Source organism: Actinoplanes sp. NPDC023936, assembly GCF_040639325.1.
Classification (GTDB): Bacteria; Actinomycetota; Actinomycetes; order Mycobacteriales; family Micromonosporaceae; genus Actinoplanes.
Genome location: NZ_JBEZZR010000026.1, coordinates 75,953 through 102,796, shown reverse-complemented (window position 1 = coordinate 102,796; position 26,844 = coordinate 75,953). Strand labels below are relative to the sequence as shown.

21 protein-coding genes and 1 pseudogene are annotated in these 26,844 nt (G+C 73.1%); 11 read left to right on the top strand and 11 right to left on the bottom strand.

The genetic code is table 11. The annotated features are described in order from the left end of the window. The first annotated feature begins 26 nt into the window (after positions 1 to 26). Positions 27 to 551 carry a GNAT family N-acetyltransferase gene (locus tag AB0F72_RS28495; RefSeq protein ID WP_360437063.1) on the top strand — a complete coding sequence of 175 codons (525 nt, stop codon included), beginning with the start codon at positions 27 to 29 and terminating at the stop codon, positions 549 to 551. Here AB0F72_RS28495 and AB0F72_RS28490 read toward each other — a convergent pair. After that, on the bottom strand, positions 541 to 1,446 hold the full coding sequence (locus AB0F72_RS28490) for a LysR substrate-binding domain-containing protein (RefSeq protein WP_360437060.1): 906 nt from the start codon (positions 1,444 to 1,446) through the stop codon (positions 541 to 543). The genes AB0F72_RS28495 and AB0F72_RS28490 overlap by 11 nt on opposite strands. Positions 1,447 to 1,516: 70 nt before the next feature. Between AB0F72_RS28490 and AB0F72_RS28485 the strand changes: the two genes are divergently transcribed. Together AB0F72_RS28485 and AB0F72_RS28480 are read left to right on the top strand one after the other, a co-directional pair. Further along, entirely contained in the window at positions 1,517 to 2,404 is an 888-nt protein-coding gene (locus tag AB0F72_RS28485) for a DMT family transporter (protein WP_360437057.1), read from the top strand. 151 nt (positions 2,405 to 2,555) lie between these two features. After that, positions 2,556 to 3,554, top strand: a complete 999-nt coding sequence (locus AB0F72_RS28480) for a sulfotransferase (protein ID WP_360437053.1) — start codon at positions 2,556 to 2,558, stop codon at positions 3,552 to 3,554. A 75-nt stretch (positions 3,555 to 3,629) separates the two neighbouring features. Here AB0F72_RS28480 and AB0F72_RS28475 read toward each other — a convergent pair whose 3' ends face one another. After that, positions 3,630 to 4,268 carry a response regulator transcription factor gene (locus AB0F72_RS28475; protein ID WP_360437050.1) on the bottom strand — a complete coding sequence of 213 codons (639 nt, stop codon included), beginning with the start codon at positions 4,266 to 4,268 and terminating at the stop codon, positions 3,630 to 3,632. A gap of 3 nt (positions 4,269 to 4,271) precedes the next feature. Further along, entirely contained in the window at positions 4,272 to 5,429 is a 1,158-nt protein-coding gene (locus tag AB0F72_RS28470; protein WP_360437047.1) for a histidine kinase, read from the bottom strand. A 121-nt stretch (positions 5,430 to 5,550) separates the two neighbouring features. Between AB0F72_RS28470 and AB0F72_RS28465 the strand changes: the two genes are divergently transcribed. The 3 genes from AB0F72_RS28465 (at position 5,551) to AB0F72_RS28455 (ending at position 11,247) form a co-directional block, all read left to right on the top strand. Continuing rightward, on the top strand, positions 5,551 to 6,300 hold the full coding sequence (locus AB0F72_RS28465; protein ID WP_360437044.1) for an ABC transporter ATP-binding protein: 750 nt from the start codon (positions 5,551 to 5,553) through the stop codon (positions 6,298 to 6,300). Continuing rightward, a complete protein-coding gene (locus AB0F72_RS28460) occupies positions 6,297 to 8,816 on the top strand; it encodes an ABC transporter permease (RefSeq protein ID WP_360437041.1) in 2,520 nt (839 codons plus the stop codon). The genes AB0F72_RS28465 and AB0F72_RS28460 overlap by 4 nt, the downstream gene beginning before the upstream one ends. 106 nt (positions 8,817 to 8,922) lie before the next feature. Then, the gene (locus AB0F72_RS28455; protein WP_360437038.1) at positions 8,923 to 11,247 is read left to right on the top strand and encodes an N-acetylmuramoyl-L-alanine amidase; all 2,325 of its coding nucleotides are present in this window, start codon (positions 8,923 to 8,925) and stop codon (positions 11,245 to 11,247) included. Positions 11,248 to 11,253: 6 nt separating this feature from the next. On the opposite strand, the gene AB0F72_RS28450 is transcribed toward AB0F72_RS28455, so the two are convergent. The 8 genes from AB0F72_RS28450 to AB0F72_RS28415 form a co-directional block, all read right to left on the bottom strand. Beyond that, a complete protein-coding gene (locus AB0F72_RS28450; RefSeq protein ID WP_360437035.1) occupies positions 11,254 to 13,236 on the bottom strand; it encodes a response regulator in 1,983 nt (660 codons plus the stop codon). Then, a complete protein-coding gene (gene cheB / locus AB0F72_RS28445; protein WP_360437032.1) occupies positions 13,233 to 14,294 on the bottom strand; it encodes a chemotaxis-specific protein-glutamate methyltransferase CheB in 1,062 nt (353 codons plus the stop codon). Before cheB ends, AB0F72_RS28450 begins: the two co-directional genes overlap by 4 nt. Further along, a complete protein-coding gene (locus AB0F72_RS28440) occupies positions 14,291 to 16,354 on the bottom strand; it encodes a response regulator (RefSeq protein WP_360437029.1) in 2,064 nt (687 codons plus the stop codon). The genes cheB and AB0F72_RS28440 overlap by 4 nt, the downstream gene beginning before the upstream one ends. A 13-nt stretch (positions 16,355 to 16,367) precedes the next feature. Beyond that, complete coding sequence (locus tag AB0F72_RS28435; protein WP_360437025.1) at positions 16,368 to 17,837, bottom strand: methyl-accepting chemotaxis protein; 1,470 nt, start codon at positions 17,835 to 17,837, stop codon at positions 16,368 to 16,370. Further along, positions 17,834 to 18,376, bottom strand: a complete 543-nt coding sequence (locus AB0F72_RS28430) for a chemotaxis protein CheW (RefSeq protein WP_360437022.1) — start codon at positions 18,374 to 18,376, stop codon at positions 17,834 to 17,836. The genes AB0F72_RS28435 and AB0F72_RS28430 overlap by 4 nt, the downstream gene beginning before the upstream one ends. Continuing rightward, a complete protein-coding gene (locus tag AB0F72_RS28425) occupies positions 18,373 to 19,776 on the bottom strand; it encodes a protein-glutamate O-methyltransferase CheR (protein WP_360437019.1) in 1,404 nt (467 codons plus the stop codon). Before AB0F72_RS28425 ends, AB0F72_RS28430 begins: the two co-directional genes overlap by 4 nt. Beyond that, positions 19,773 to 20,264, bottom strand: a complete 492-nt coding sequence (locus tag AB0F72_RS28420; RefSeq protein ID WP_360437016.1) for a chemotaxis protein CheW — start codon at positions 20,262 to 20,264, stop codon at positions 19,773 to 19,775. The genes AB0F72_RS28425 and AB0F72_RS28420 overlap by 4 nt, the downstream gene beginning before the upstream one ends. A 139-nt stretch (positions 20,265 to 20,403) precedes the next feature. Continuing rightward, positions 20,404 to 21,807 (bottom strand): acyltransferase family protein, encoded by a 1,404-nt coding sequence (locus AB0F72_RS28415; protein WP_360437013.1) that lies wholly within the window; start codon positions 21,805 to 21,807, stop codon positions 20,404 to 20,406. Positions 21,808 to 22,098: 291 nt separating this feature from the next. Here AB0F72_RS28415 and AB0F72_RS28410 point away from each other — a divergent pair, with 291 nt between their 5' ends. The 5 genes and pseudogenes from AB0F72_RS28410 (at position 22,099) to AB0F72_RS28390 (ending at position 26,797) form a co-directional block, all read left to right on the top strand. Further along, entirely contained in the window at positions 22,099 to 22,647 is a 549-nt protein-coding gene (locus tag AB0F72_RS28410) for a CAP domain-containing protein (protein WP_360437010.1), read from the top strand. 186 nt (positions 22,648 to 22,833) lie between these two features. Continuing rightward, positions 22,834 to 23,547: a L,D-transpeptidase family protein gene (locus AB0F72_RS28405; RefSeq protein WP_360437121.1), complete on the top strand. Its 714-nt coding sequence runs from the start codon at positions 22,834 to 22,836 to the stop codon at positions 23,545 to 23,547. Between the two features lie 66 nt (positions 23,548 to 23,613). Then, positions 23,614 to 24,924, top strand: a complete 1,311-nt coding sequence (locus AB0F72_RS28400) for an HlyD family efflux transporter periplasmic adaptor subunit (RefSeq protein ID WP_360437007.1) — start codon at positions 23,614 to 23,616, stop codon at positions 24,922 to 24,924. Positions 24,925 to 24,932: 8 nt separating this feature from the next. After that, a pseudogene (locus AB0F72_RS28395) lies at positions 24,933 to 25,613 on the top strand (ABC transporter ATP-binding protein); the annotation flags it as partial. Then, complete coding sequence (locus AB0F72_RS28390; RefSeq protein ID WP_360437004.1) at positions 25,613 to 26,797, top strand: ABC transporter permease; 1,185 nt, start codon at positions 25,613 to 25,615, stop codon at positions 26,795 to 26,797. The pseudogene AB0F72_RS28395 and the gene AB0F72_RS28390, both read left to right, overlap by 1 nt. The last annotated feature ends 47 nt before the right edge of the window (positions 26,798 to 26,844 follow it).

Genomic DNA, 26,844 nt, shown 5'->3' with positions numbered 1-26,844 from the left:
CCAGGCCCCGATAGTACGGTCGGAGCATGCCTGAGCTGATCAGTCCGACCGTTCGCCTCCACTCGTCATGGCTGGCATCCCGTGACGAGTGGGGGCACGGCGTGCACCAGCCGGGTTCCGGGCTGCGCCCGAAGGACGACGTGGTGTCCCCGGCCGGGTTCGCGGCCTGGGTGAGCCGGCTGCTGGCCGAGGAGGACACGTCGATCCCGGCCGCCGCGGGGCTGGTGCACTGCACGTACCGGTGGATCGTGGACGGCGACGACTACCTGGGCGCGATCTCGCTGCGGCACACGCTCAACGACTTCCTGTTCCGGGCCGGCGGTCACATCGGGTACGGGATCCGCCCCTCGGCGCGCCGCCGCGGCCTGGCGAGCTGGGCGCTCGGCGAGATGCTCGGCGTGGCCGGCAAGCTCGGCATCGACCGGGTGATGATCAGCTGCGACGTGACGAACGAGGTGTCGGCGCGGGTCATCGAGGGGGCCGGCGGCGTTCTGGAGGACATCCGCGACTCCGAGATCGGCCGGGTGAAGCGCTACTGGATCACGCTCTGACGCCCAGCGCCGTCACGGTGTCCGCCAGGAGGCGCATCACCTCGGTGACCAGGGGATTGGGGGAGCGGCGCCGGGGCGTGACGATGCCGACGAACCGGCACGGGCCGGGCGGGGTCAGCCGGATCGCGGTCAGGCCGCTGCGGTCCGCCGTGAGCGCCACCTCCGGGATCATGCTGATCCCGACGCCGGCCCGGACCAGCGACTGGGCGAACTGGTAGTCGGTGCCCCGGCAGGCGGCCCGGACCTCGAACCCGGCCATCGCCGCGTAGTGGTCGAGCATGTCGCCGACGGTGAGGCAGCCGTGCACCCAGCGCTCGCCGGCGAGCTCGGCGATGGTGATCGACGACCGGCCGGCGAGCGGGTGCCCGTCCGGGAAGACGATCCACATCGGATCCTCCACCAGCGGCGTCCAGACCAGGCCCGGCGGCACCGCCGGAGGCCCGTCGTAGTGGTAGGCGAGCGCCATGTCGGCGGCCCCGGTCCGGACCAGCCCGAGGCTCTCCTCCGGCTCGCTCTCGATCACGGTGAGGTCGGCGCCGGGGTACGCGGCGGTGAACCGGGTGAGCGCCGGGGGCAGCAGCCGCTGGCCGCCGCTGGTGAAGGTGGCCACGGTGAGCCGCGCGGTCCGGGCCGCCGCGATCTTCTCGATCTCGCGCTGGGCGCAGAGCAGCTCGGCGGCGATCGACTCGGCGGTCTCGACCAGGACCCGGCCGGCGTCGGTCAGCTCGACGCCCCGGGTGCTGCGCCGCACCACGGACGTGCCGACGGCCCGCTCCAGGGCGCTGATCTGCTGGGAGACGGCGGACGGGGTGAGCCGCAGCTCGGCGGCCGCCCGGTTGAAGCTGCCGTGCCGGGCGACCTCGGCCAGCATCTGGAGGCGACGTGCGTCGATCATCAGTTTTCCTTAACACGCCAACAGAAGGTCGTCACTACCGCTTACCACCGTACGGGGTGAGGCTGAGATCGTGAATCGTCTCGCATGGTTGCTCTTCGTCCTGGTCTCCGTCCTCTGGGGAATCCCGTACTTCCTCATCAAGATCGCGATCGAGGACCTCTCGCCGGTCGTCGTGGTCGCCGGGCGCACCGCGATCGCGGCGGCCGTCCTCATCCCGATCGCCCTGGCCCGGGGCACACTCGGCGCCCTGCGCGGCCGGCTGCGGGTGGTCATGCTGATCGCGATGGTGCACATCGTCGGCCCGTTCCTGCTGATCACGTACGGCGAGCAGCACATCTCCTCGTCGCTGACCGGCATCCTGATCGCCATCGAGCCGGTCGCGATCGCGCTGCTGATGTCCCGCGCCGAGCCGCTCACCCCGATCCGGAGCGCGGGCCTGGTGCTCGGCTTCGCCGGCGTGGTGGTGCTCGTCGGGCTGGACGTCTCCGGCGACAGGTACGGCCTGCTCGGCGCCGGGATGGTCCTGCTCGCCGCGATCAGCTACGCGGTCGCCACGATGCTGGTGCAGCGCAAGGCCTCGGACATCCCGCCGGAGACGCTGACCGTCGGCACCACAGTCATCGCCACGGTGGTGCTGCTGCCGTTCGCCCTGATGCGGCTGCCGTCCGGGCCGGTCAGCGCCGACTCCTGGTCCGCGCTGGTGGTGCTCGGCGTGCTCTGCACCGCGGCGGCGCTGCTCGCCTTCTACCGGCTGATCATCCTGGCCGGGTCGAACCGGGCGGGCCTTGTCACGTACGTCAATCCGGTCGTCGCCCTGCTGCTCGGCGTGGTCCTGCTGAACGAGGAGATCGGTGCCGCGACAGTGGCCGGCTTCGCGCTGATCGTGATCGGCTGCTGGCTCTCCACCCGCCCGGCGCGTGTCCCGGCCAGGGATCTGCACCTTGTCGGTCAAGATTGACAGGTAATTCTCAGCGTCGCGACAGCGTGTGCATCCGCCCTGCACAGACTCTTTGCGAAATCTTTTCCTAGTCCTCAAGATCTTCTGGGTGGCCGGGAAAGGAGCATCATGGCGTCGCGGGGCGGGATAGCACCTATTTACGGTGGTCGTCATGTCCAGTGACCGACCGATCTTCGTGGTTGGCTGTCCCCGGTCGGGCACGACCATGCTCCAGCTGATGCTGCACGCGCACTCGCGGATCGCGATCCCGCCGGAGACCCGCTTCCTGCTGGCCGGGTACGGCAAGCGCGCCGAGTTCGGCGACCTGACCGACGCGGCCCGCCGCCGCGAGCTCGCCGGCTGGATCGTCCGGACGTCGCAGTTCGGCGACCTGGGCCTGGACGCCGACGCCGTGGTGGACGCCATCGTTGCCGCGCCGCCGACGCTCGGCTCCGCGTTCGGCACGGTCTTCAAGATGTACGCGGACCGGTTCGGCAAACCCCGCTGGGGCGACAAGCGGCCGCTCTACCTGCGGCACCTGCCGACCATCCTGCGGCTCTTCCCGGACGCGCAGATCATCAACATCATGCGCGACGGCCGGGACTGCGTCTCCTCGCTGAAGGAGACCCCGTGGAAACCGGCCGAGTTCGACACGCTGATCGACTACTGGTCGCAGTCCGCCGACGCGTCCCTGCTCGCCGCCCGCCGCTACCCGGCGGACGTCTTCCACCAGGTCCGCTACGAGGACCTGGTCGCCGACCCGGAACCCTACCTGCGGAAGATCTGCGCGTTCCTCGGCGAGGAGTTCGAGCCGGCCATGACCCAGCCGAACCAGCTCGCCTCGGTCGCCGTCCCGGAGTGGAAGACCTGGCACACGATGACCCACAAGGCGCCGACCACCGAGCGGGTGGCGAGCTGGCGGTCCCGGCTCAGCGAGGAGGAGGTGCGCCGCTGCGAGACCGCGTTCGGCGACCGTCTCGCCAAGTTCGGCTACCTGCCGTCGCTGCCGGTGCCGCGCAGCGCCAGGATGCGCGCCGAGGCCCGGCTGATCACCCGGCACCGGCTGGGGCCGGCCCGCAACGTCGCGAAGGAGCTGTGGACCCAGGTCCGGACCGGGCACGGCGAGCCCCCGGTGGCGGCCCGCCTGACCACCCGCCAGCGGGGCGGTTAGCGCGCGGGGTGGCCGGCCGCTATCTCCGGACCCCCGGAAAGAGGCCGGCGGCGAATTCCTGTCCCCACGACCGATTCAGCCGAGGAGACGGCGTTCCCAGGCCCAGGCGGCTATCTCCACCCGGTTCCGGGTGCCCAGCTTCGCGTGGACGCTGCCCAGGTGCGTCTTGACCGTGCCGATCGAGATGAAGAGCTCGTTGGCGATCTCGGCGTTGGTGGCGCCGCGCGCGGTCAGCCGCACCACGTCCAGCTCGCGCGGCGACAGCCCGCTGTCGTCCGCCGGTTGCGCGGGCGTCGCCAGGTGCTTGAGCAGGCGTACCGTCACCGACGGGCTGATCAGCGCGTCCCCCGAGACGGCCGCCCGCACCGCCTCGACCAGCAGCGCCGGACCGGAGTCCTTGAGCAGGAAACCGGCCGCGCCGCCGCGGAGCGCGGCATGCACGTACTCGTCGAGGTCGAACGTGGTGACCACGACGACCTTGACCGGCTCGGCGACGCCGGGCCCGGCCAGCAGTTTCAGCGCCTGCAGGCCGTCCATCTTCGGCATCCGGATGTCGAGCAGCGCCACGTCCGGCCGCAGTCGGCGGGCCGCGGCGACCGCCTCCACCCCGTCGGACGCCTCGCCGACGACCTCCATGTCCGGCTGCGCGCCGATGATCATGCCGAAGCCGGTGCGGACCATGGCCTGGTCGTCGGCGATGAGTACGCGGATCACGATTCACTCTCTCCCGGTCAGGGGCAGCGCCACGTCAACGACCCAGCCGCCGTCCACTCCCGGCCCGGCCGAGATCTGCCCGCCGACCGCGCGCACCCGCTCGGTCAGCCCGGCAAGACCGTACCCCGGACGATCACGCGGGCCGGCCGGACGCGGCGGGGGACCGTCGTTCGCCACCCGGACCAGCAACTGGGAGCCGGTTCGGCGCAGCCAGACGTCGACCAGGGTGGCGTGCCGCGCGTGCTGGCGGGCGTTGGTGAGGGCCTCCATCACCACCCGGTACGCCGAGGTGGAGACCTCCACCGGCAACCCGGCGCCGTCGTCGCCGCCGGTGTCGAGCCGGGCCGGCAGACCGCCGGCCGCGGTGAACTGCTCCACCAGCGCGGGCAGGTCGCCGACTCCGGCGACCGGGGCGAGCGGCGCGTCCGGCTCGGATGCAGGGTCGCGCAGCACGCCCACCATCCGCCGCATCGACGCCATCGTCTCGGCGCCGGCCTGCTCGATCTGCTCGAGGGCGACCATCGCCCGTTTCGGGTCCTGCTCGGCGATGAACCGGGCGCCCTGTGCCTGCACCACGATCCCGGTGACGTGGTGGGCGATGAAGTCGTGCAGGTCGCGGGCGAACTCGGCGCGCTGCTCCGACCGTACCGTGTCCAATGCCCTTCGCCGGTTGCCCTCCATGGTCCGCAGCGTGACGCCGGCGCCGATCGCGCCGGCGATCCCGAGCGCCTGGATCAGCCCGAACGTCACATAGATGCTGGACTGCCCGGAGCGCAGCGGCATCAGGCCGGCCGCCAGGCCGACCGCCGCGCAGGCGAGGACCGCCCACCGGGGCGGCGCGTGCCGGGCCACCACGGCGGCGACTCCGAGGAACGCGGCCGCCTCGGCGAGTCCCCAGATCCCGCCGTAGAGGTTCCGGTGCAGCAGCAGCGCGGTGAAACTCAGCGAGAGGCCGGCCGCGAGCAGCGCGGCGATCGGGAGGGTACGGGAGCCGTGCCGGTGCCGGGGCAGCCACACGGCCGCCACCGCCATCGCGACCAGCACCTGGACCGGCACCAGCGCGGACTCGAACCGGCCGCTGGTGATGTCGATGACGCCGAGCAGGGCCAGCAGGCCGAGGGCGGCGATCTGGCCGGCACGGACGAGGAACGTGTTCAGCATCGTGACCCAGCGTAAGCGCCGGCCGGGGCGTCCCCATCGGCCGAAAGGCAGACTCCGGCCCGGCCGGAACCCGGTCCGCGGGCGGATGCCGTGGCCGAACGTATCGATCAAGCTGCGTCCCATGCAGATGAAGGTGGTAGGACACACGGCGGTCGCGGCCGTGGACCTGGTCAAGGTGTACGGCGACGGCGACACGGCGGTGCGCGCGCTGGACGGGGTCACGGTGGGCTTCGACCGGGGCCGGTTCACCGCGATCATGGGACCGTCCGGGTCCGGCAAGTCGACGCTCATGCACTGCCTGGCCGGGCTGGACACCGCCTCCTCCGGGCAGGTGCTGCTCGGCGAGACCGACCTGACCCGCCAGCCGGACCGGGTGCTGACCCGGGCGCGGCGCGAGCGGATCGGCTTCGTCTTCCAGTCGTTCAACCTGTTGCCGCAGCTCACCGCGGCCGCCAACATCACGCTGCCGCTGGACCTGGCCGGGCGGACTCCGGACCCGGAGCTGTTCGACCGCCTGGTGACAGCGCTCGGCCTGGCCGGCCGGCTCACCCACCGGCCCAGCGAGCTCTCCGGTGGCCAGCAGCAGCGGGTCGCGCTGGCCCGCGCGCTGGTGTCGCGTCCCGAGGTGGTCTTCGCCGACGAGCCGACCGGCAACCTGGACTCGCGGTCCGGCGCCGAGGTGCTGCGCCTGCTGCGCGACTCGGTGCGGGACCTGGGCCAGACCATCGTGATGGTCACTCACGATCCGGGCGCGGCCGCGTACGCGGACCGGGTGGTGCTGCTCGCCGACGGCCGGCTGGCCGGTGAGATCGACCGCCCGGACATCGCCTCGGTCACCGACGCGCTGCAGAACCTGGCGGCCGCCCGATGAACGCGGTGCTGCGTACCCAGCTGGCCGGGGTGGCCCGCCGCCCGGCGCGGATGCTGCTCACCGGGCTCGCCGTGCTGGTCGCCGCGTTCGTGGTCTACGCGACGGTGCTCGCCCAGCAGATCACCGAGCGCAGCGTGCTGAACGGCCTGAGCGGCACCCCGGAGGCGGTCGGCCTGGTGGTCCGCAACGGCACGATCACCACCGCGCAGCTGGACCGGATCGCGGCGCTGCCGGGTGTCGCCGAGGCGGCCGGCCGCGCCGAGGCCGGCCTCGAGGTCAGCGGCGGCTACCTCGGCCTGATCGCCGATCCGGGCAGCGGCCCGCTCAGCGTGGTCAAGGTCGAGAAGGGGACGTTCCCGGACGGTCCCGGCCAGATCGCCGTCACGCCGCGCACCGTCGAGCGGCTCGGCCTCACGCTCGGCGCGAGCGTGAGCGCCGACGCGGGCACCGGCACGGCGGCGCGACTCACGGTGGTCGGCATTGTCGCTCCCCGCGACGATTTCGGATCCCAGGGGTACGCCCCGACGAGCACCGTGGCGACGCTGACCGGAAGTGATCTCCTCAATCAGATCGACCTGCGCCTGAACGGCGGCGCCGACCCGGGTGTCGTCAGCGACCGGGTGGCGACGCTGGTAGCGGCCGGTGGGAGTCCGGAGACGCGGCCGGAGGTGGTCACCGGGGCCGACGTCCGGCTGGACGAGGCCCGCACGGCGGCGAGCGAGGTGGACCAGGTCTTCGCCGTGGTCGGCGCGTTCGTCGCGGTCGCCGTGATCGCGGCCGGCCTGATCGCCACGTCCACGTTCCGGATCGTCTTCGCCCAGCGGATGCGCCAGCTCGCGCTGCTCCGGGCGGTCGGCGCCGGCCGGTCCGCGCTGGCCCGCGCGCTGGCCGCCGAGGGGCTCCTGACCGGCCTGATCGCGGGTGTCACGGGTGTGCTCGGCGCGCTCGCGGCCGGCCACGCGCTGCCGGCCCTGCTCGGGGTGTTCGGCTGGACCGTCTCGGCGCCCGGCTTCCCGATCGCCGCCGCCCTCGGCACCGTCGCCCTCGCCGTGCTGATCACCCTCGTGGCCGTCGGCGCGCCGGCGATCTCCGCCTCCCGGGTCGCGCCGCTGGAGGCGCTGCGCAGCGCCGCGACCACCGGCGCCCGGACCGGCATCGGCGGCCTGCGCTGGCTGACCGGCCTGCTGCTGGCGCTGGTCGCGGCGGCCGTGGCCGGGCTGGTCGCGGTCAACCTGCCCGGCCCGGACCCGGAGGACTACGACCCGATGCCGCTGCTGCTGGCCGTGGTCGGCTCCGGCGGCCTGGCGTTCCTCGCGCTGATCGCGCTCGGACCGGCCCTGGTCCGCCCGGTGCTCGCGATCGCCGGCTGGCCGCTGCGCCGGCTCGGGCCGGTCGGCCGGCTCGCGGTCGGCGGGGTCGGCGGAAGCGCCCGGCGGGCCGCCGCGGTGGCGGTGGTGGTCGCGCTCGGCGTCACGATGATCGCCGGGGTGCTGGTCGGCGGCGCGTCGGTGCGGACCCTCGCGGAACGGGAGCTGGCCGCCTCCGCCCCGGCCGACTTCGAGCTCGCCGCGGCCGAGGGTGAGTCGCTGCCCGCGGGGCTCGCCGACCGCCTGCGGACCAGCGCCGATCTGACAGGGGTCACCCCCTACCGGCGGGTCGCCGCGGTCCGTGTCGCCGGCGCCTCCGAGCTGGCGGACGTGGCGGCCACCGACGTGGCGGTCGGCGCGCTGCCCCGGCTGGGCGAGCTCGCCACCGCGTCCGGGTCGATCGGCGATCTGCGGCCCGGCAGCGTCGTGCTCGCCCGGTTCGTCGCCGACCTGGCCGGGCTCTCCGCCGGCGACACGCTGGTGGCCTCCGCCGGCGGCCGGGAGGTCCGGCTGCGGGTCGCCGCGGTGCTCACCGACATGGCGCCGCTGCACGCCGGCCTGCTGCTGGACCCGGCCGACCTGACCGGGCTGGGCGCGCCGGCCGCGCCGACCGGGATCCTCGCCGACGCGGCCCGCGACGGCGAGCGGGCGCGGACCGCCGGTCTGCAGGCGCTGCGCCAGTCCTCGGCGGGACAGCCGGGCCTCGGCGTCGCGGTGCTCGCCGACGAGCGTGACCAGATCAACAGCGCTCTCACCGTGCTGCTGGCGATCGCGCTGGTCCTGATCGGGCTGACCGTGCTGATCGCGATCGTCGGCGTCGGCACCACCACGGCGCTGTCGGTGGTGGAACGGGTCCGGGAGTCCGGCCTGCTCCGGGCCGTCGGGATGTCCCGGGCCGGACTGCGCACGATGCTGACCACCGAGTCGGCCCTGTACGGGGTGATCGGCGCGGCTCTCGGGATCGTGCTCGGTGTCCCGTACGCATGGCTGGCTCTGGAGACCACCGGCGTGAACGCGCCGCTGACGCTGCCGGTGTGGCAGCTGGCCGCGGTCTTCCTCGTCCTGGTGGCGCTGACCGCGCTGGCCGGAGTGCTGCCGGCCCGCCGTGCCGCGCGGGTGAGCCCGGTGCGCGCGCTCGGCACGGAGTGAGCGTGACGTCACAGATAACGATCCCTCGATCAGGGGAGGTACGCGAGCGGACGGTCCGGTAGCGTTCACGCCCGCAAGATCTTCAACTTCATGGGGGACCGGGCTGATGAATCGACGGCTGGCTATCGGGGTGGGCGCCGCGGCAGCGGTGCTCGCCGCCGGCGGGGGAGTGGCCGTGCTGGCCTGGCCGGACAGCGGCACGGGCGGTGCCACGGCGGCCGCGGCGGAGCAGGTCGCCGTGCTGCCGCCCGACCCCGCCGCGGCTCCGCCGAAGGTCAAGACCGAGTTCGCCACTGTCGATTTCGCGGCGCCGTCCGGCGGTGGCGACGCGGAACTGCCGGAGCGCAAGACCAAGCGGTTCAGCATGGTCGGCGTCAGCTGGTCGGATCCGGCCGCGGTCCCGCAAGGCGAGATCCAGGTGAAGACCCGGAGCGTCGCCTCCGGCGCGTGGAGCGGCTGGAAGACCCTCCAGCGCGAGTCCGACGGCCCGGATGGCCCGGAGGCCGGGAACCCGGGGCTCCGCGGTGGCACCGTGCCGCTCTGGGCCGGCCCGTCCGACGGCGTGGCGGCGCGGGTCACCGGCAGCGGATCGGGTCTGCCGGCCGGCCTGCGCCTCGACCTCACCGATCCGGGTGAGGAGAGCGGCGGCCAGGGTGGCGGCGCGGCGGTGACCGAGAGCCCGTCCGCCGAGCCGAGCGACACCCCCACCGTGGATCCCACCACGACGGCCCCGCAGGCCGAGCCGACCACGGACGCCACCACCACGGCGCCGGCGGCCGAGTCCACCCCGACCACCGCGCCGGTCACCACCACGACGCCCGCGCCGGCGGCGACCACTGCCACGAAGGCGACCACGGCGCCGGCCGCGACGAGCGCGAAACCGTCCTCGGCCGGGGTGACCGCGAACGCCGTGCCGACCTCGACCACCCCGGTGAAGGCGCAGTTCCCGTCCTACGTCTCCCGGGCCGCCTGGGGCGCCGACGAACGGATCGTCGGATCGATCAGCGTGGCCGGCGAGGTCCGGGTGCTCTGGGTGCACCACACCGGGTTCGGCGACAACAACTACTCCTGCGCCGACTCGGCGGCGATCGTGCGGAGCATCCAGCTCAACGACGTGAACGGCAGGAAGTACTCGGACATCGGCTACAACTACCTTGTCGACAAGTGCGGCAAGCTCTTCGAGGGCCGTAAGGGCGGCGTGGAGAACGCGGTCATCGGCGCGCACGCCAAGGGCTTCAACACCAACTACGCGGGCATCGCGGTGATCGGCAACTTCGATACCGACCTGGTGTCGAACGCGGCGATCGAGAAGACCCTGGCCCAGGTGGCGGCGGCCCGGCTGGGCAAGTACAACTACAGCCCGACCAGCACCGTGACAGTGGCCGCCGGATCGGACAACGACAAGTTCAAGCTCGGCGACAAGGTGACGCTGAACCGGATCGCCGGGCACAAGGACGGCGACGCCACGGCCTGCCCGGGCAAGAACCTCTACCCGCGCCTGCCGGCCATCCGGGCCCTCGCGTCCGAGCAGATCACCGGTCTCGCGCTGAGCAAGGTCACCGGCGCCACCAAGCTGGGCAGCGTCTACTACACGAAGAAGACCGTGGGCCTGACCTGGTCGGTGAGCACCGCGAACGCGAAGATCGCCCGCTTCGAGATCTACGTCGACGGCAAGAAGGTCGCCTCTCCGGTCAACACCGCCCGGTCCGCCGCTGTCACGCTGGCCGCCGGCAAGCACAGCGTGATCGTCCGTGCGGTGCACACGCTCGGCAGCACCGCGCAGGTCGGCGCCACCGTCGTCGGCGACCCGACCGCGCCGACGTGGACCGCGGGCATGGCGGTCAACCTGCGCCCCGGCACGTACAGCGCCACGTCGGTGCCGGTCACGCTGACGCTGTCGGCGAAGGACAACGCGGCGTTCGCCGGGTTCACCGTGACCAAGCCGCGGGCCGCGACCCTCGGCGCGTCCGCCAAGGGCTGGAACGTCAACGTCAAGCCGGGTGCGACGACGTACGCGGTCACGGCCAGGGACGTCGCCGGCAACACCAGGACCGCGCAGATCGGCCGCAAGCTGGCGATCGTCCCGGAGACCTCGGCGAAGAAGACCGGCACGTGGACCACCGTCAAGAACAAGGGGCACCTGAGCGGCAAGGCGCTCTCCGCGTCCACCAAGGGGCGGAAGCTGACCTGGTCGTTCACCAGCCGGACCGCCGCGCTGGTCTTCCTGAAGACCCCGAAGTCCGGCAAGGTGGCGGTCTACGTCGACGGCAAGAAGGTCAGCACGGTGGACCTCAAGTCCGCCAAGAACACCTACCGCCAGGCGGTCTGGACCCGCAACCTCGCCAGCGGCAAGCACAAGATCATGATCGAGGTGCTGGGCACCAAGGGCCGCCCGACGGTGATCTCCGACGGGCTGGTCGTCGGGAACTGAGCCCGCTCACCCGGAGCGGCGCTGATTGGCGCGCCGCTCCGGCCCGGTGTGCTCCGGGGCCGGGGGCAGGGTGAACCAGAACGTGGCGCCCTTGCCCTCGGTGCTCTCCGCCCAGATCTCCCCGCCGTGCCGCTCGACCGCCCGGTGCACAGTGGTCAGCCCGATGCCGGTACCCGGGAAGTCGCGGGCGTCGTGCAGCCGGGCGAACGGCCGGAACAGCTGACCGGCCTGCTCGGACGGGAAACCGGCGCCGTTGTCGCGGACGTAGAACCGGTCGTCCTCGGCGCCCACCTCGACCGCCGGGTTCTCCACCTTGCGGCTGAACTTCACCGCGTTGTTGATCAGGTTCTCCAGGATCACCCGGACCAGTCCCTGGTCGCCGTCGGCGGTCATCCCCTCGATCACCGTGAACGCGACAGCCCGGTCCGGGTCGCGGGCCGCCAACTCGCCGATCACCTGCCGGGCCGTGGCGGTCATGTCGAACGTCTCCCGCCGCAGCTCGCCGCGACTTGCCCGGGCCAGGATCAGCAGCGACTCCACCAGGTCGGCCATCCGCAGCGCGGCGGCGTGGATCCGGGTGATCCGGTGCCGGGTCGCCTCACCGAGCGGCTCGCCGTCCTCCTCGTCCAGCACGTGCTCGGCGAAGCTGCTGATCACCTGGAGCGGCCCGCGCAGATCGTGCGACACCGATCCGGAGAACGCCTCCAGCTCCCGGTTGCGCCACTCCAGCTCCTCGACCAGCGCGGCGCGGGTCTCGGCGAGGTGCCGGGCCGCGCGTTCCTCGGCGGCGTCCAGCTCGCGGCGCATCAGCTCCTCCCGGATCCGCCGGGCCTCGTCGTGCGACTGCTTGCGGCGGATCTGCGCCCGGACGTGCACCCGCAGGCCCTCCGGCACGTCACTCTCGCCGACGTAGTCGTCGGCGCCGGCGGCCAGGCAGTCGAGCATCTTGTCCTCCTGACCCGTCATGATCAGCGGCAGCTCGCCGACCAGCGGCACCTCGCGGACCCGCCGGCAGGTCGCCTTGGCGTGCTCCAGGTCGCCGTCGAGGCCCAGCACGATGCAGTCGACCGGCTGGGCGGCCAGCAGGTCCAGGGCGTCGTCGATGCCGCTGGCCTGCACGATGTCGTACGCCTCGGTGCGCAGCGAATCCGCCCACCGTTCCCGCTCGGACCGGTCCGGGCTGACCGTCAGCACCTTGCCCGGACCGTGCAGGCTGCCGATCGACTCGATCGGCAGCTGTTCCGCGCTCTGCCGCAGCACCGCGGCCAGCTTCGCGAGCACCACCGCGAGGTCCTGCTGCTTGCGGACGAACGCGTCGGCGCCCGCCTCCAGCATCTGCATCTCGGTGGCGTAGTCGTCGGCGGCCGTCATCAGGATGCACGGCGTGTCCCGCAGCGCCGGGTCCAGGCGGATCCGGCGGATCACCGTCGCGCCGTCGATGCCCGGCATCACGCCGTCCACGATCACCGCGTTCGGCCGCCGGTCGGCCGCCATCCGCAGGCCGTCCTCGCCGCTGGCCGCGGTCAGCACCGCGTACCCCTCCGGCTCCAGCAGATCACGCAGCTGCTCGCGGAACGTGACGCTGTCGTCGATCACCAGCACGGTGGGGTGCCCGGCCGACTGCGGCGCCTCGCCCAGCAACTGCCGGGTACGCGCGACCACGTAACCCGCGTCGTAGGGCTTCCCCACGTACTCGTCCGCGCCGATCCGCAGCCCGGCCAGCCGGTCGGCCACCTCGTGCTCGCTGGAGAGCAGCATGATGACCACGCCGGCCCGGGCGTCGCGCAGCTCGGTGAGCAGTTCCAGCCCGTCCGCGTCGGGCAGGACCACGTCGAGCACCGCCGCGTCGAAGACCGCCGCCGCGAACGCGGCCCGGGCCTCCGCCCCGGTGGCGCAGAGGATGGTGGTGAAGCCGTCGTCGGAGAACGCGTCGTTCAGGTCCATCCGCACGGTGAGGCTGTCGTCGACGATCAGCACGGTCGGTGTCATCGCCGGGACACCGCCGGATGCAGTTCGGCGATCCGGGCGGCCATCCGCCCGGGCGGCAGCACGTGCGCGGCCGCGCCGATCAGCGCCGCCTCCCGCGGCATGCCGTAGACGACACAGCTCCCCTCGTCCTGGGCGAACGTGATCGCGCCCCGGCTGCGCATCTGCAGCAGCCCGGCCGCGCCGTCCCGGCCCATCCCGGTGAGCAGGCAGCCGGCCGCTGTCGAGCCGAACTCGGCGGCCACCGACTCGAAGAGCACGTCCACGGCGGGACGGCAGGAGTGCCGGGGCGGCCCGTCACTGAGCCGCAGCAGCTTGTCCCGTACGTACAGGTGCCGGTCCGGGGGAGCGAGCAGCACCTGGCCGCCGACCCGGCTCACCGGGGTGCCGTCGGCCGCGTACCGCACGTTGCGGCCGGTCTGCCCGGCGAGCCAGTCGGAGAACGCCACCGCGAACTGCTCGCTGGCCGCGATGTGCTGCACCACCAGGACCGGGGTGCCGAAGTTCGGCGGCAGCTCGCGGAGCAGCGTGGTGAGGGCGCCCGGACCGCCGGTGGACGCGCCGATCGCGACCACGCTCAGCGCCGTGGCGGCGGCCGGCACCGCGGGCGGGGACGCCACCGGCGCGGGCCGGGCCCGGCCGCCCAGCCGGGCCCGCGGATGGGTGATCACCCGGATCCGGGAGACGATCCGCAGGGTGGTGCGCAGCCGCTGGCCCCAGTCCGCGTCCGAGTCGTCGCCGCGCGGCTTCTCCAGCACGTCCACCGCCCCGGCGGCCAGGGCGTTGTACGTGCTGAACAACTCCTGCCGGTCCGCCGACGAGACGACCAGGATCGGCGTCGGATGCTCGGCCATGATGTGCTCGGTGGCGTCCAGCCCGCTGATGCCGGGCAGCATCATGTCCATCGTGATCACGTCGGGCCGCAGCCGGCTGGTCAGTTCGACGGCGCGCTCGCCGTCCGCGGCCTCGCCGACGACCTGCAGCTCCGGGTCGGGGGCGAGCGCCTCCCGCAGGTGGTGGCGCATGGTGAGGGAGTCCTCGACGATCAGAACCCGGATCATGAGCGCACCACCAGTCGACGGATGTGTGCCAGCAGCTCTTCCTGGTCGAACTCGCCCTTGACCACGTAGGCGTCGGCGCCGGCGGCCCTCCCGCGCTGCCGGTCCTCGGCGCTCGCCCGCGAGCTGACCAGCACGCACGGGACGGCCGCCAGCCCCGGGTCGGCCCGGATCCGCTCGACCAGGGTGAAGCCGTCGATGCCGGGCATGTCGATGTCGGAGAGGACCAACCCGTAACGGCCGCCGCGGGCCTTCTCCAGGCCCTCCTCACCGGAGGCGGCGAGCTCGACCTCGTACCCGGCCGACTCGAGGATGCTGCGCTCCAGCATCCGGGTGGTGAGCGAGTCGTCCACCACCAGGATCGGCAGCGGCGCGGCGGCGGAGACCGCCGTCCGGGCGCCGGTGTGCTGGCCGCGCAGCACCACCGCGGCCAGTCCGTCCGGGTCCAGCACCAGCCGGGGGCGGCCGTCGGCCTCGATCGAGACGCTGCTGATCACCGGAGACGCCGGGGCGAGCTCGGGGAGCGGCCGGGCCACCAGGGCCGATGTGCCGCAGAGCCGGTCCACCCCGATCGCGAACGTGCCGGCCGAGCAGTCGACCACGATCGCGGCGCCGGTGCCCGGTGTGTCGGGGACCGTGTCACCGGTGTAGAGCACCTCGGCCAGGGGGAGGAAGGGCGCGGCGCTGCCGTCGTACAGGATCTGGCCGCTCTCGGCGGCGGCCGCCGCCTCCCCGGCGCTCAGCCGCAGGCATCCGCGGACCGTGTCCAGCGGAACCGTCGCGGTGGCGCCGCCCGCCTCCACCATCAGGCCGGTCATGCTGAGCAGGGTGAGCGGGATGGTCAGCTCCACCGTGGCGCCCTCGCCGGGGGTGCTGCGGACGTCGACCTCACCGTGCAACTGGGCCGCGACCTCGCGGACCGCGTCCATTCCGATGCCCCGGCCGGACACCTCGGTGACCTGCGCGGAGGTGCTGATGCCGCCCCGCAGCACCAGGCCGAGGAGTTCCTGCTCGGCGGGGGCCTGCTCGCCGTCGCGGAGCAGCCCGCGCTCCCGGGCGGTACGCCGCAGCGCCGCCAGATCGAAGCCGCGCCCGTCGTCGACGCAGCGGAACACCGCCCACCGGCCCCGCCGCTCCACCTCGACCGTGACAGTGCCCTCGGCCGGTTTGCCGGCCGCGAGCCGCACCTCAGCGGGCTCCATGCCGTGGGCCACGGCGTTGCGCACCACGTGCAGGAACGCCCCGCTGACCGGGCCGAGCAGGTGCGCGCCCATCCGGATGTCGGCGCCGCGCGTGACGAACCGTACCTTCCGGCCCTCGGTGTCCGCGGCGTCGCGCACCGCCCGCCGCAGGGCGGTGAAGATGGTGCCGGCCGGGACCAGCCGCAGGCCCTCGGCGCGGGCCCGGACGTCGTCCAGCCCGCGCTCGATCTGGTCCGCCGCGTCGGTGAACCGGCGGCTCGCCGTGCCCAGCTCACCGGCGAGGCGTGCCGCGGCGGCGCGCGCCGCCGCGGGATTTCCGGTACGCAACTGATCGGCGAGCGTCTCGGCGGAGCGATGCAGCCGCTCGATCGTGCCGCAGCCCGCCCGCATCGGGGACATCTGTGCGCTGGTCTCGCTGATCGCGTCGAGCAGCTCGTCCAGATCGCTGGAGGAGGCCCGGCTGGGCGCCACGGCCTCCGGTTCCGGCGTGACCGGCGCGACCGGCGTGGTGAGGGCGTCCGGTACGGCCGGCGGTTCGTCCGGCGGGCTGGGCGCCTCCATCTGGGCGACGTGCGCCAGGATCTCGTCGTTGAGCCGGAGCAGCTCCCGCATCTCCTCGGCCGCCAGGGGACTGTCGTCCGCCCGGTGCGGCACCAGGATCTCCTCGAACGCGTGCGCCCGGTCGGCGATCTCCTTCTGCTTCACCACCCGGGCCGCGCCCTTGAGGGTGTGCGCCACGCGCAGCAGCCGGCCCACCGGCTCCGGCCCGGGCCGCTGGTCCAGGTCGAGCACGCCGGCGCTGATCTGGTCGACCAGTTCCCGCGCCTCCAGCCGGAAGTACCGCAGCGGATCGCGGGCCATCAGCGCTGATCCATCAGTGCTTGCCCGAGCCGACGAGTTCGAGCAGGTCGCCGGAGAGCGCGGAGAGGTGCGCCGCGGTCTGTTTCGTCTGCACCGCGCTGCTCTCGGTCTCCCGGGACACCCGCGCGGTGTCGCCGGCCGCGACGTTCACCTGTTCCACGGCGGTGGTCTGCTGTTTCGTGGAGAGCTCGATCTCCCGGGTCGCGTCGTTGGTGGTGGCGACCAGCTTGACGATCTCGCGGAACGAGTTGGTGGCCTCGTTGAACTGCCGGGCGCCGGAGTCCACCGCCTTGGCCCCGATCTCGGTGGCCATCACCGTGGTGTTGACCGCGCCGCGGACGTCCTCGATCAGCGCCCGGATCTCCTTGGCCGACGCCGCGGTCCGGTCCGCCAGCTTGCGGATCTCCTCGGCCACCACGGCGAACCGCCGGCCCCACTCGCCCGCGCCGCTCGCCTCGATGGTCGCGTTGATCGCCAGGATGTTCGTCTGCTCGGCCAGCTCCGACACCAGGTCGACGACCGAGCCGATCTGCTGCGACTTCTCGCCGAGCGCCAGCATGTGCTGCACGATCTGGTCCACCTGGGTACGGATCGCCGTGATCGACGCCCGGGTCTGGTCGATCGTCGCGTCACCGGCCCGGGCCGCGGCCTCGGTCTCCTCCGCGATCTTGGACACCCGCTGGGCGGACTCGGCGATCTGCCGCGAGGTGATCAGCAGCTCGCTGATCGTGGTGGTGATCTCGCTCATCGCGCTGGCCTGGTCCCGGCCGCCGCTGACCTGCTGCGACGCGGCCGCCTCCAGCTGCGCCGACGAGCTCTGGATGTGGCCGACAGCGGCGCCCACCTCGCGCTTGAGGTCCCGGCTCAGCCGCCAGGCCACCGCGGCGGCACAGACCGTGGCCAGCGCACCCAGGGTGATGATCGCGGTGATCGCCAGGTTGGCCCGCGCGGAGGAGTCCCGGCGATCGGACTCCAGGTCGGCCCGGACCCGGGCGATCAGGTCCGCGAGCGCGGACTGCAACTGCTCCCGCAGCGGCACGGACTGACTGTCGTTGAATCGGAGGATCTCGTCGACGGTCGCCCCACCGGCCCGCTGGGCCATCACCCGGGCGACCGCCTCGGCGTGCTCGGCCTCCAGCTGCTCCACCTCATCGAGCATGGCCTGCATCGCGGCCTCCGGCAGCGCGTCGCGCAGAGCCGCCAGCCGGGTGGCGAACGCCTTGCGGCCGGCCTCGGCCGCGTCGGCGAAATCCTGCGTGCGGTAGAGCAGGTAGCCGCGGAAATCGGCGAGCCGGGTCTCCAGCGTGCGCCCGAGCGCCTCCGCGCCGACCAGGTTCGTGGTGGCGTTCGTGATGACCTGGTCCTTGGAGTTCACCACGAAGATCAGGGCCCCGACAGCGGTGCCGATGGAGAGCAGGGTCAGGGCGATGGTGATGGCGACGCCGAAGGCCAGCTTCCGGCCGTAGGTGCTTCCGGCCATCATGACGACTCCTCAGAATCAGGCTGGTGTCCGGCCAGCTGGTGTACGAGTGCGCGGGTCGCCGGCACGTCCACGACCGGCCGGTTGCCGTCCGGCAGCCGGACCAGCCCCTGCAGGTAGGCCTGCGGCCCGCCGTCGCCGATCGAGCCCTCCACGACGTCGGTCAGCGGCACCCGCAGGTGGTGGTCGAGCTCGTGGAAGGCGAGCGCGAGCGGCGGCGTGCCACACGTCAGCACCAGCCAGCGGGGACGCTCCGCGATCGGGTGGCCGAGCAGGGCGGCCAGGTCGTAGACGGGCACCACGGTCCCGGCGAACCCGGCCACGCCGAGCAGCGCGGGCACCGGCGTGGGCAGGGCGGTCACCGGGCGTTCGGGGTGGACGCCGGCGGCCTGGGCGAGGCGTAGCGCGTACGGCCGGCCGCCCACCCCGATCGCGAGCAGCTCCACGCTGTCCGCGCCGACGGTCCGGGCCGGCTCGGCGAACGATCTGTCGAACTCGGAGCGCAGCCGGCTCACCCGGTCGGCCACCGACGGCCCGGTCACCGCCGCACCCCGCAGGCCTCCAGTTCGGTACGGCAGAGCGTGGTCAGCGCGAGCCGCCCGAATCCGCCGCCGAACAGGACGATCCGCTCCTCGTCCTCGGCCGCGAGCAACCCGAGGGCCGGTTCCAGATGCGCGACCGCGCCCCGGTCGTCGCCGCGCCGCCGGGCCAGCAGGCCGAGCCGCAGCCGGGGCATCGCGAACGCCGGGTCCAGATAGGCGGCCAGCCGGTACTGCCCGACCGCCTGGTCGGCGCAGTCCAGCTCGTGGCAGACGCCGAGCAGGTGGTGCGCGTCCGGGTGCGGCCCGCCGATCTCCATCAGCCGGTGCGCGGCGTCCCGGGCCTCGCCGATCCGGCCGGACTGGGCCAGGAGCACGCCGCGCAGCAGCAGCTCGCGGATCCCGGCCGGGTCGCCGAGCAGGGCGAGCGCGTCGGCGAAACGGTCGTCGCGGAGCAGGCCGAGCGCCCGGTCGTAGGCCTCCTCCGCCGTGGTCTCCACCCGGCGCGGGGCCGGCGGCGTCCGCTGCGACGGCGACGGCGCTGCGGCCGCAGCCGCCGTCGATCGCGGCGACCGGTCCGGTTCGGGTTCGTCGCGCCGGTAGTAGACGGTTCCGCCGTCGTGGCACACCCGCAGGTGCTGCGGATGGCTGCCGAGCGAGTCGGTGTGCCCGAGGAAGAGGTAGCCGCCGGGGGCGAGCGAGTCGGTGAGGCGCCGGATCAGGCGGCCCGCGATGTCCGGGGTCAGGTACATCAGCACGTTGCGGCAGAAGATCACGTCGTACCGGCCGGTCTGCCAGAGGTCCGGCGCCTCCTCGGCCAGGTTCTGCTCGGCGAACCGGACCGTCTCCGCCACCTCCGGCGTCACCCGGAACTCGTCGCCGGACCGGCGGAACCAGCGCTGCCGCACGTCGTCCGGGGTCTCCCGCAGCGACCACTCGGGGTAGGTGGCGCCGCGCGCCTTCGCCAGCATGCGCGGGCTCGCGTCCACCCCGGTCACCGCCACGATCCAATCGCTGCCGGGCCGCGCCCGGTACGCCTCGATGGCCAGCGAGTACGCCTCCTCCCCGGACGAGCACCCCACCGAGATGAGCCGGAGCACCCGCTGTCCCTCGCGGGCCGCCAGCCGTTGCGGGAGGGCCTCCTGCCGCAGGACCCGGAACTGGTCGCTGTGCCGGAAGAAGTAGGTCTCGGTGATGCTGAGCGCGTCGGCGAGCGCGGCGGTCTCGCTCTCCCAGCCGGACCGGGCGAGCCGGGTCAGGTAGGCGCGTTCGCTCAGCCCGTGCGCGGCCGCCCGCTCGGAGAGCACGGCCGCGGTCTGCGTCCCGTCCTGGTCGGTGTGCGTCCACCCGAGCCGGCGCTCGAGGAGCTCCCAGAAGCGGCTGAGGTCCGTCGCGCGGATCATGCGGCGGCCCTCGTGCTGCTGCCGGCGGCGGCCTCCCACACCTCGTCGGGGACGGTCCGGATCCCGCGCAGCAGCACCAGCGGCTCGGTCTCCATCCGCCCGACCGCGGCGATCAGCGCCTTCGACACCACGCCGCTGAGCGCTGCGATGGGTCCCTCGGCCGGTTCCACCTCGACCTCCTGCACGCCGAGGACCGGTCCGGTGGCGCAGGCCACCACACCCCGGCCGGCGCGGACCGCGACGTACCGGCTGATCTCGCCGGCCTCGCCGGTCAGCAGGTGGGTGACGTCGACGACCGGGGACGGCATGCCGCGCAGGATGGCCAGGCCGCGGACGTAGGGCGGCGTCCCGGCGAGCGGCCGCGTCTGCAGCGGCCGCATCGTCTCGACCACCTCGTCCAGGGGGAACGCGCAGAACAGCGGCCCAGCGCGGAACACCAGCGCTGTCACCCGAGCGCCGACCAGTGCCTCCCCCTGCAGCCCTCCCACAAAGTTCAGACTAGCGACCGTATTACCAGCTTTAGCGAGCTTCGCTCGCTTTGCACCCCTGGCCGGTTATCGACGTTCGTCCAGGTGGAACGGGCCGGTCCCGGCGCGTGGCCGCCCTCCGCGCGCCGGGACCGGGCTTTCAGGGGGTGCCGTCGTCCCCGGAGTGACCGGCCCACGGCACGCCGCCGTACCCGGCCTGGTGCTCCGGCGCGGCCTCGTCGAATCGGTACCCCGGCGCCGGCCGCCCGGCCACCGGCATGTCGGCGCCGCCCGGCGTCAGCCGCAGTCCGGGGGTGGCCTGGAAACCGAGCGTGACCGGCTCGGACGGATGGATGGCGGGCGGCCGGGCCGCTTCCGGCCACCCCGCCGGCCCCGGACCGGCGGGACCCGGAGAGCCGGCCGGACCAGCCGGACCGGCCGGATCCGGGAAGCCAGCCGGACCGGTGGAACCAGCCGGGCCGGCCGGGCCCGGGGAGCCGGCCGGATCGGCCGGCTCCGTGCGGGCGGTCGCGGCGGCCGGCCACAGCCGGGGGCGGCGTCTCGCGGCCAGATCCTCGGCCCAGCCGAACAGGACCACGGCGAGGGCGGTCACCGCGAACGTGATGCCCAGCGTCACCGGCGCCTCGAACGAGCCGAGATCCTCCATCGCGATCGCGGCGAGGATCGGCCAGACCGCGGCGATCGCGACACCGTGCCAGAGGTACACCGTGACGGCCCGCGCGTTGAGCAGGTTCACCAGCCGGTCCACGACCGGGGCCGCGACCAGCTTCTCGATCGGCGGCTGCCAGCGGAGGAGCAGCAGGACGAACGCGAGCGAATAGACCGCCTGTGCCTCGGAGACCTCGTTCAGGTCCCAGCCGGTCTCCTCGTGACCCTGGACGAGCCAGCGCAGCCCGAGGCCGGCGAGCGCGGCGAACGCGCCGACCACCAGGACCGGATGGGCCCGGCCGAGCCGGCCGTCCCGGTGTGCGAAACCGGCCAGCCAGCACGCGCCGTAGGTGGCGAGATCCCACAGCGCCGACTCGACCGGCGCCGGCATCCCGAACGAGCCGTGCTCCAGCACGGCCATGAGCAGCAGCGGCAGCGCGAGCAGCGGCCAGCCTGCCCTGCGGAAGAGCGGATAGAGAAGCGGGGAGAGCAGAACCAGCCAGAGGTACGTCCGGACGTACCACAGCGCGTCCCAGACGAAGGCCGCCGCGTCGCTGCCGGGCGGGTCGCCGAGCGGCAGCAGCCAGAAGACCAGTGTGTACGGCTGGAACGGGTGCTCGCCGTCGGTCTCGGCCGGCCACCCGGCGTAGAGCATGACGGGCACCGCGATCAGGCCGAGCAGCCAGACCGGGGGTAGCAGGCGGCGCATCCGGGAGGCCACCACATCACCGGCGGAACGCTTGGCGAGAGACGCCGCGGTGAGCGAGCCGGCCACCGCGAACATGACGCCCATGGCCGGGAACACGATGGACAGGATCGGCCATCCGAAGTGGTGATAGACGATCACCCGGATGATCGCTGCGGCGCGGAGAAGATCCAGGTATCGATTTCGCACCGCGAAAAAGTAGCGGCGGCGGGGGAGCGAACGGGACCGGCCGGGCGGCCGGTAAGAACGCCTGAGCGGATTACCCCGATCGGCGGAATGATCCGGATTCGCGGTGCGATTGTGCGACGCGTGTGCTGCCGGGAAATGACGTTCGCGCAGCTCACCCCGTACCAGAGAAGGGTGTTGATCTTTAAGGCCGGGAAACCGGCGAGTTTCCGGCTCGAATCACCGGCCGTTGGTCAACCGGCGTGCGTCACGGAACGGCCGGGACGCCGGAGATCGACGGGATCGGCAAACGTTATGCGGAGACTTCTGACGGTGGCCGGTGCGGCCGCCGCGATGCTGGCCGCGGGTGGGATGGCCGCGCAGGCGCGGCAGGCGCCGGGCGCGCCACCGGCGCCGGTGCTGGAACGGACGGCACGGGACGCCGTGTCGGTGCGGGACATCTCGGACAGTCCCGCCGCCCCGGTCCAGCAGCAGGTCCTCGCGCTCGTCAACCAGAACCGGCGCGGCCACGGCTGCGACGCGCTGACCCCGGACCGCCGGCTGATCGAGGCCGCGAACCGGCACGCCGCGGACATGGCACGCCGCGGGTACTTCGATCACGAGGACGCCCGCGGCGACCGGGCCGGGGAGAGGGTCGCCCACGCGGGGTATCCGTGGCGGCGGTACGGCGAGAACATCGCCCGGGGTCAGAAGTCGCCGTTCGAGGTGGTCGGCGACTGGATGGCGAGCCCCAGTCACCGGGAGAACATCCTGGACTGCCGCCTGGAGCAGATGGGTGTCGGATTGGCGATCGCCGGTGGTGACACTCCGTACTGGGTGCAGGACTTCGCCACCCCTCGTTGATCGCCTGATCACTCTCCGGATTCTCAAGCGCGTCGCCGGGCTGCCGATGGCATACCGGTTTCGTGTCACGGTCCTTCCCCGTACGCCGGAAGTGGGGCGGCTGTGCTTCGATGTGCGGACAGAACTCCTGGGGAGGATGCAGATTTGGCAGTGAGACGGGTTTCCGCCCGCCTCATCGGCGCCGCGATGGCGGCGCTGGTGGGCGGTGGTCTCGGCGCGTTCGCGCTGACGCCGGCGGGCGCCGGTGCAGCGGCGCCGGTGACCACGTCCGTGGCCACCGCGGTGGTCACCAAGGCGGCTGCCGCGTCGTGCGCGACCGGCAAGTACCAGAAGCAGGTCGAGGGCTACCTCAAGAAACTGGGCGGGTACGGAACGCTCACGGTCGACGGCAAGCAGTCCGCCGCCGACTGTGCCGCGATCGTCAAGTTCCAGAAGCGGTTCGGCATCCAGCCGGCCAAGGGTCTTGCGGGCCCGACCACCTACAACGTCGCCAAGCGACTGGCGTCGACGAAGACGTCGTCCTGCAAGGCGAAGAAGAAGGGCATCACGTTCTGCGTCGATCTGACCAACCAGACGACCTACGTGATGAAGAACGGGAAGGTGCACGTCAAGCCGACGATCACCCGTACCGGCATGAAGGGCTACCGGACTCCGGCGGGCACCTTCAAGATCAACAAGCGGACCAAGAAGGAGTGGTCGGACCCGTACGAGGTGTGGCTGCCGTACTGGCAGCGTTTCATCGGCGGACGTGGCTTCCACCAGACCACCACCTACATCCACGACATGTGGCGTGGTTCGCACGGTTGCGTCAACCTGCTCCCGCAGGATGCCAAGAAGTACTGGAGTCTCGGCAAGATCGGTTCGACGGTGAAGGTCTACGGGCGCCGTCCCGGCACCTGATCCACCCGGGCCGTCCCCGCGTCGGGGGCGGCCCGTTCCGTCTCTTGAGGACATAGAGTGGCCTCTGTGTCCCGACGCTCACGGATCGTGATCATCACCGCCGGCGCCCTGCTGCTCCTGTCCATGACCGCCGCCTCCTGTGACGACGAGCCCAGCGTGGTCCGGCTCGGCACGGCCGCCGTCGGCGACGTCGAGGAGATCGTCGAGGCGCCCGGGACGGTGACCGCGCGGACCGCCGCCACGCTGACCGCGCCGGCCGCCGGGACGCTCACCGAGCTGCGCGTCGAGTCCGGTGACCGGGTGGACAAGGGCGACCTGCTCGCCGTGATCGACTCACCCGAGGTGGAGCGACGCCGGGATCTCGCGGAGCGGAGCCTGGACAGTGCCGACGAGGTCACCGTCCCCGGCGGGACCTCGGCCTTCGCGGCGGTGCGGCACCGCACCGACAAGCAGGCCGATGAAGCGTTCGAGCACGCCGCCGAGGCAGCCGACAAGATCGCTGACCCGGAGCTGAAGGCGGCGCTGAAGCATCAGATCACCGCGGCGAGGCAGCAGTACGCGGCGGTGTCCGAGGCGGCCGGCGAGGCGGTCCGGTCGGTCCAGCGCGGCGTCGCCTCGCTGAGCCGGGCGGTGGGCGCCCTGAGCGCGGCGCAACGGCTGCAGGCCGAGCAGGCGTACGCGCTGGCGGACGCGGCCGTGGAGGCCCTGTCGCTGCGCGCCCCGGTCGCCGGGACGGTCCAGTTCGGCGGTCCCGCCCCCGTTTCCGCAATACCTGATTTGTCCAGTGTGCTGGAGGGCGGCTCACTCGCACAGCCGGCCGCCGCGCCGGCCGGTGTCGACAGCGCCGTCCCGGAGGGCGCCCACGTCACCGCCGGCGCCCCGGTGCTGACCGTCGTCGACACCAGCGAGCTGGGGCTCTCCGCCGACGTGGACGAGACCGACGTGCTGCTCGTCGAGCCGGGCGTGCAGGCGGAGGCCGAGCTGGACGCGGCGCCCGGCGTCGTCTACCCGGCGACAGTGCGCTCCGCCGACCTGCTGCCGGTCACCTCCGCGCGCGGCGGCGTCTCCTACACGGTGCGCCTCTGGATCGGGGCCATCGGCGACGACGCCCCGCGCCCGCTGCCCGGGATGAGCGCGGTGATCCGCCTGAAGGTCCGCGAGGCCAGCGGCGCGGTCACCGTCCCCGCCTCCTCGGTGATCAGCGTCGACGGCCGGGACACCGTCTGGGCGGTCCGCCGCGGCCGCTACGAGTCCGTCCCGGTGACCCTCGGCGTGCAGGGCGACGAGACCGTCCAGGTCGTCGGCGGCATCGACGCGGGCGAGCGAATCGTGGTCGCCGGCGCCGACCAGGTCACCGCCGGCGACGAGGCGCCGTGACATCAGCCGTGACATCAGCCGGGACAGGCGCCGCGATCGTCGCCGAGGACGTGACCCGCACCTACCAGCTGGACGGCTTCGAGGTGCCGGCGCTGCGCGGCGTCTCGCTGACCGTCGGGCCCGGCGACTACCTGGCGATCGTCGGCACCTCGGGCTCCGGCAAGTCCACCCTGATGCACCTGCTCGGCGGCCTGGACCGGCCGACCGGCGGCACCCTGCTGATCGGCGGGCGGGACGTGTCGAAGCTCAGCCCGAACGAGATGGCCGAGCTGCGCAACACCACGATCGGCTTCGTCTTCCAGTCGTTCCACCTGCTCTCCCGCACAACCGCGCAGGACAACGTGGGCCTGCCGCTGGTCTACCGCGGCGCCGGGCGGCGGGAGCGGCGGGAGCGGGCGGCGGCGATGCTGGAACGGGTCGGGCTGGCACACCGGATGACCCACCGGCCCAACCAGATGTCCGGCGGGGAGCAGCAGCGGGTCGCGATCGCCCGGGCCCTGGTGACCGGGCCGTCGGTGCTGCTCGCGGACGAGCCCACCGGCAACCTCGACTCGGCGACCGGGCAGTCGGTGCTGGCGTTGCTGGAGTCGCTCAACGCCGAGGGGGTGGCGCTGGTCCTGGTCACCCACGACCCGTCGGTGGCGGCGCGAGCGCACCGGCGGATCGTCGTGAAGGACGGCCTGATCGCATGAGACTCGCGGAGGCGTGGCGCGTCGCCCTCGAAGCGCTGCGCGCGAACCGCCTGCGGAGCCTGCTCACCATGCTCGGCGTCATCATCGGCGTGGCCGCCGTCGTGGCGCTGGTGGGGATCGGCACCGGCACGAAGGAGCAGATCGAGCGGCAGGTCGAGGGCCTCGGCTCCAACCTGCTGATCGTCGTACCCGGACGGCTCGAAGCCGGCGCCGCGCCCACCTCCTCGCCGCTCACCCTCGACGACGTGGAGGCGGTGACCAGGGTGGTCGGCGACCGGTCCCGGGTCGCCGTCACGATCAGCTCCGGGGAGACGGTCCGTGCCGGTCAGAACTCCGGGTTCGCCAGCATGCAGGGCGTCCTGGAGACCACGCCCAGTGTCTTCGTCCGCCGCCTGGACCGGGGCGCCTACCTGACCAGGACCGACGTGAGCACCGGCCGCCGCGTCGCGGTCCTCGGCGCCGGGCTGGCCCGGAACCTGTTCGGCGAGCGCGACCCGATCGGTCGGCAGATCACCATCGGCGGCGTGCGGTTCCGGGTGATCGGCACGTTCGAGCCGCTCGGGCAGAGCCTCGGAGTGGACCGGGACGGCGAGGTGCACGTACCGGTCACCGCCGCGCAGCGGCTGCTCGGCACCGAGCGCATCGACGGCCTCGCGATCCGCGCCCCGGACCGGGACCGGATCGACGAGCTCAGCGCGGCCGTCACCCGGACACTCACCGACCGGCATCCGGACACCGACTTCTCCGCGGTCACCCAGGAGCAGATCCTCGGCGTGCTCGGCGACATCCTCGGGGTGCTGACCGGGGTGCTCGCCGCGATCGCCGGGATCAGCCTGCTCGTCGGCGGCGTCGGCGTCTCCAACATCATGCTGGTGTCGGTGCGCGAGCGGACCAGGGAGATCGGCCTGCGCAAGGCGGTCGGCGCGCGTCCCCGCGACATCGGCGTGCAGTTCCTGCTGGAAGCGGTGCTGCTGACCACGACCGGCGGCGTGCTCGGGATGCTGCTGGGCGGTTCGGCCGCGCTCCTGGTGGACCGGCTCTCCCCGGTCCCGGCCGCGCTGACCTGGTGGTCGATGGCCCTCGCGTTCGGGGTGTCCGCCGTGGTAGGCATCGTCTTCGGGGTGGTGCCGGCGCAGCGGGCCGGCCGCCTCGACCCGGTGGTGGCGCTGCGGACGGAGTGACGGCTCAGGTCCGGCCCGGCCGCGCCGATGAGGGAAAGCCAGCCTGC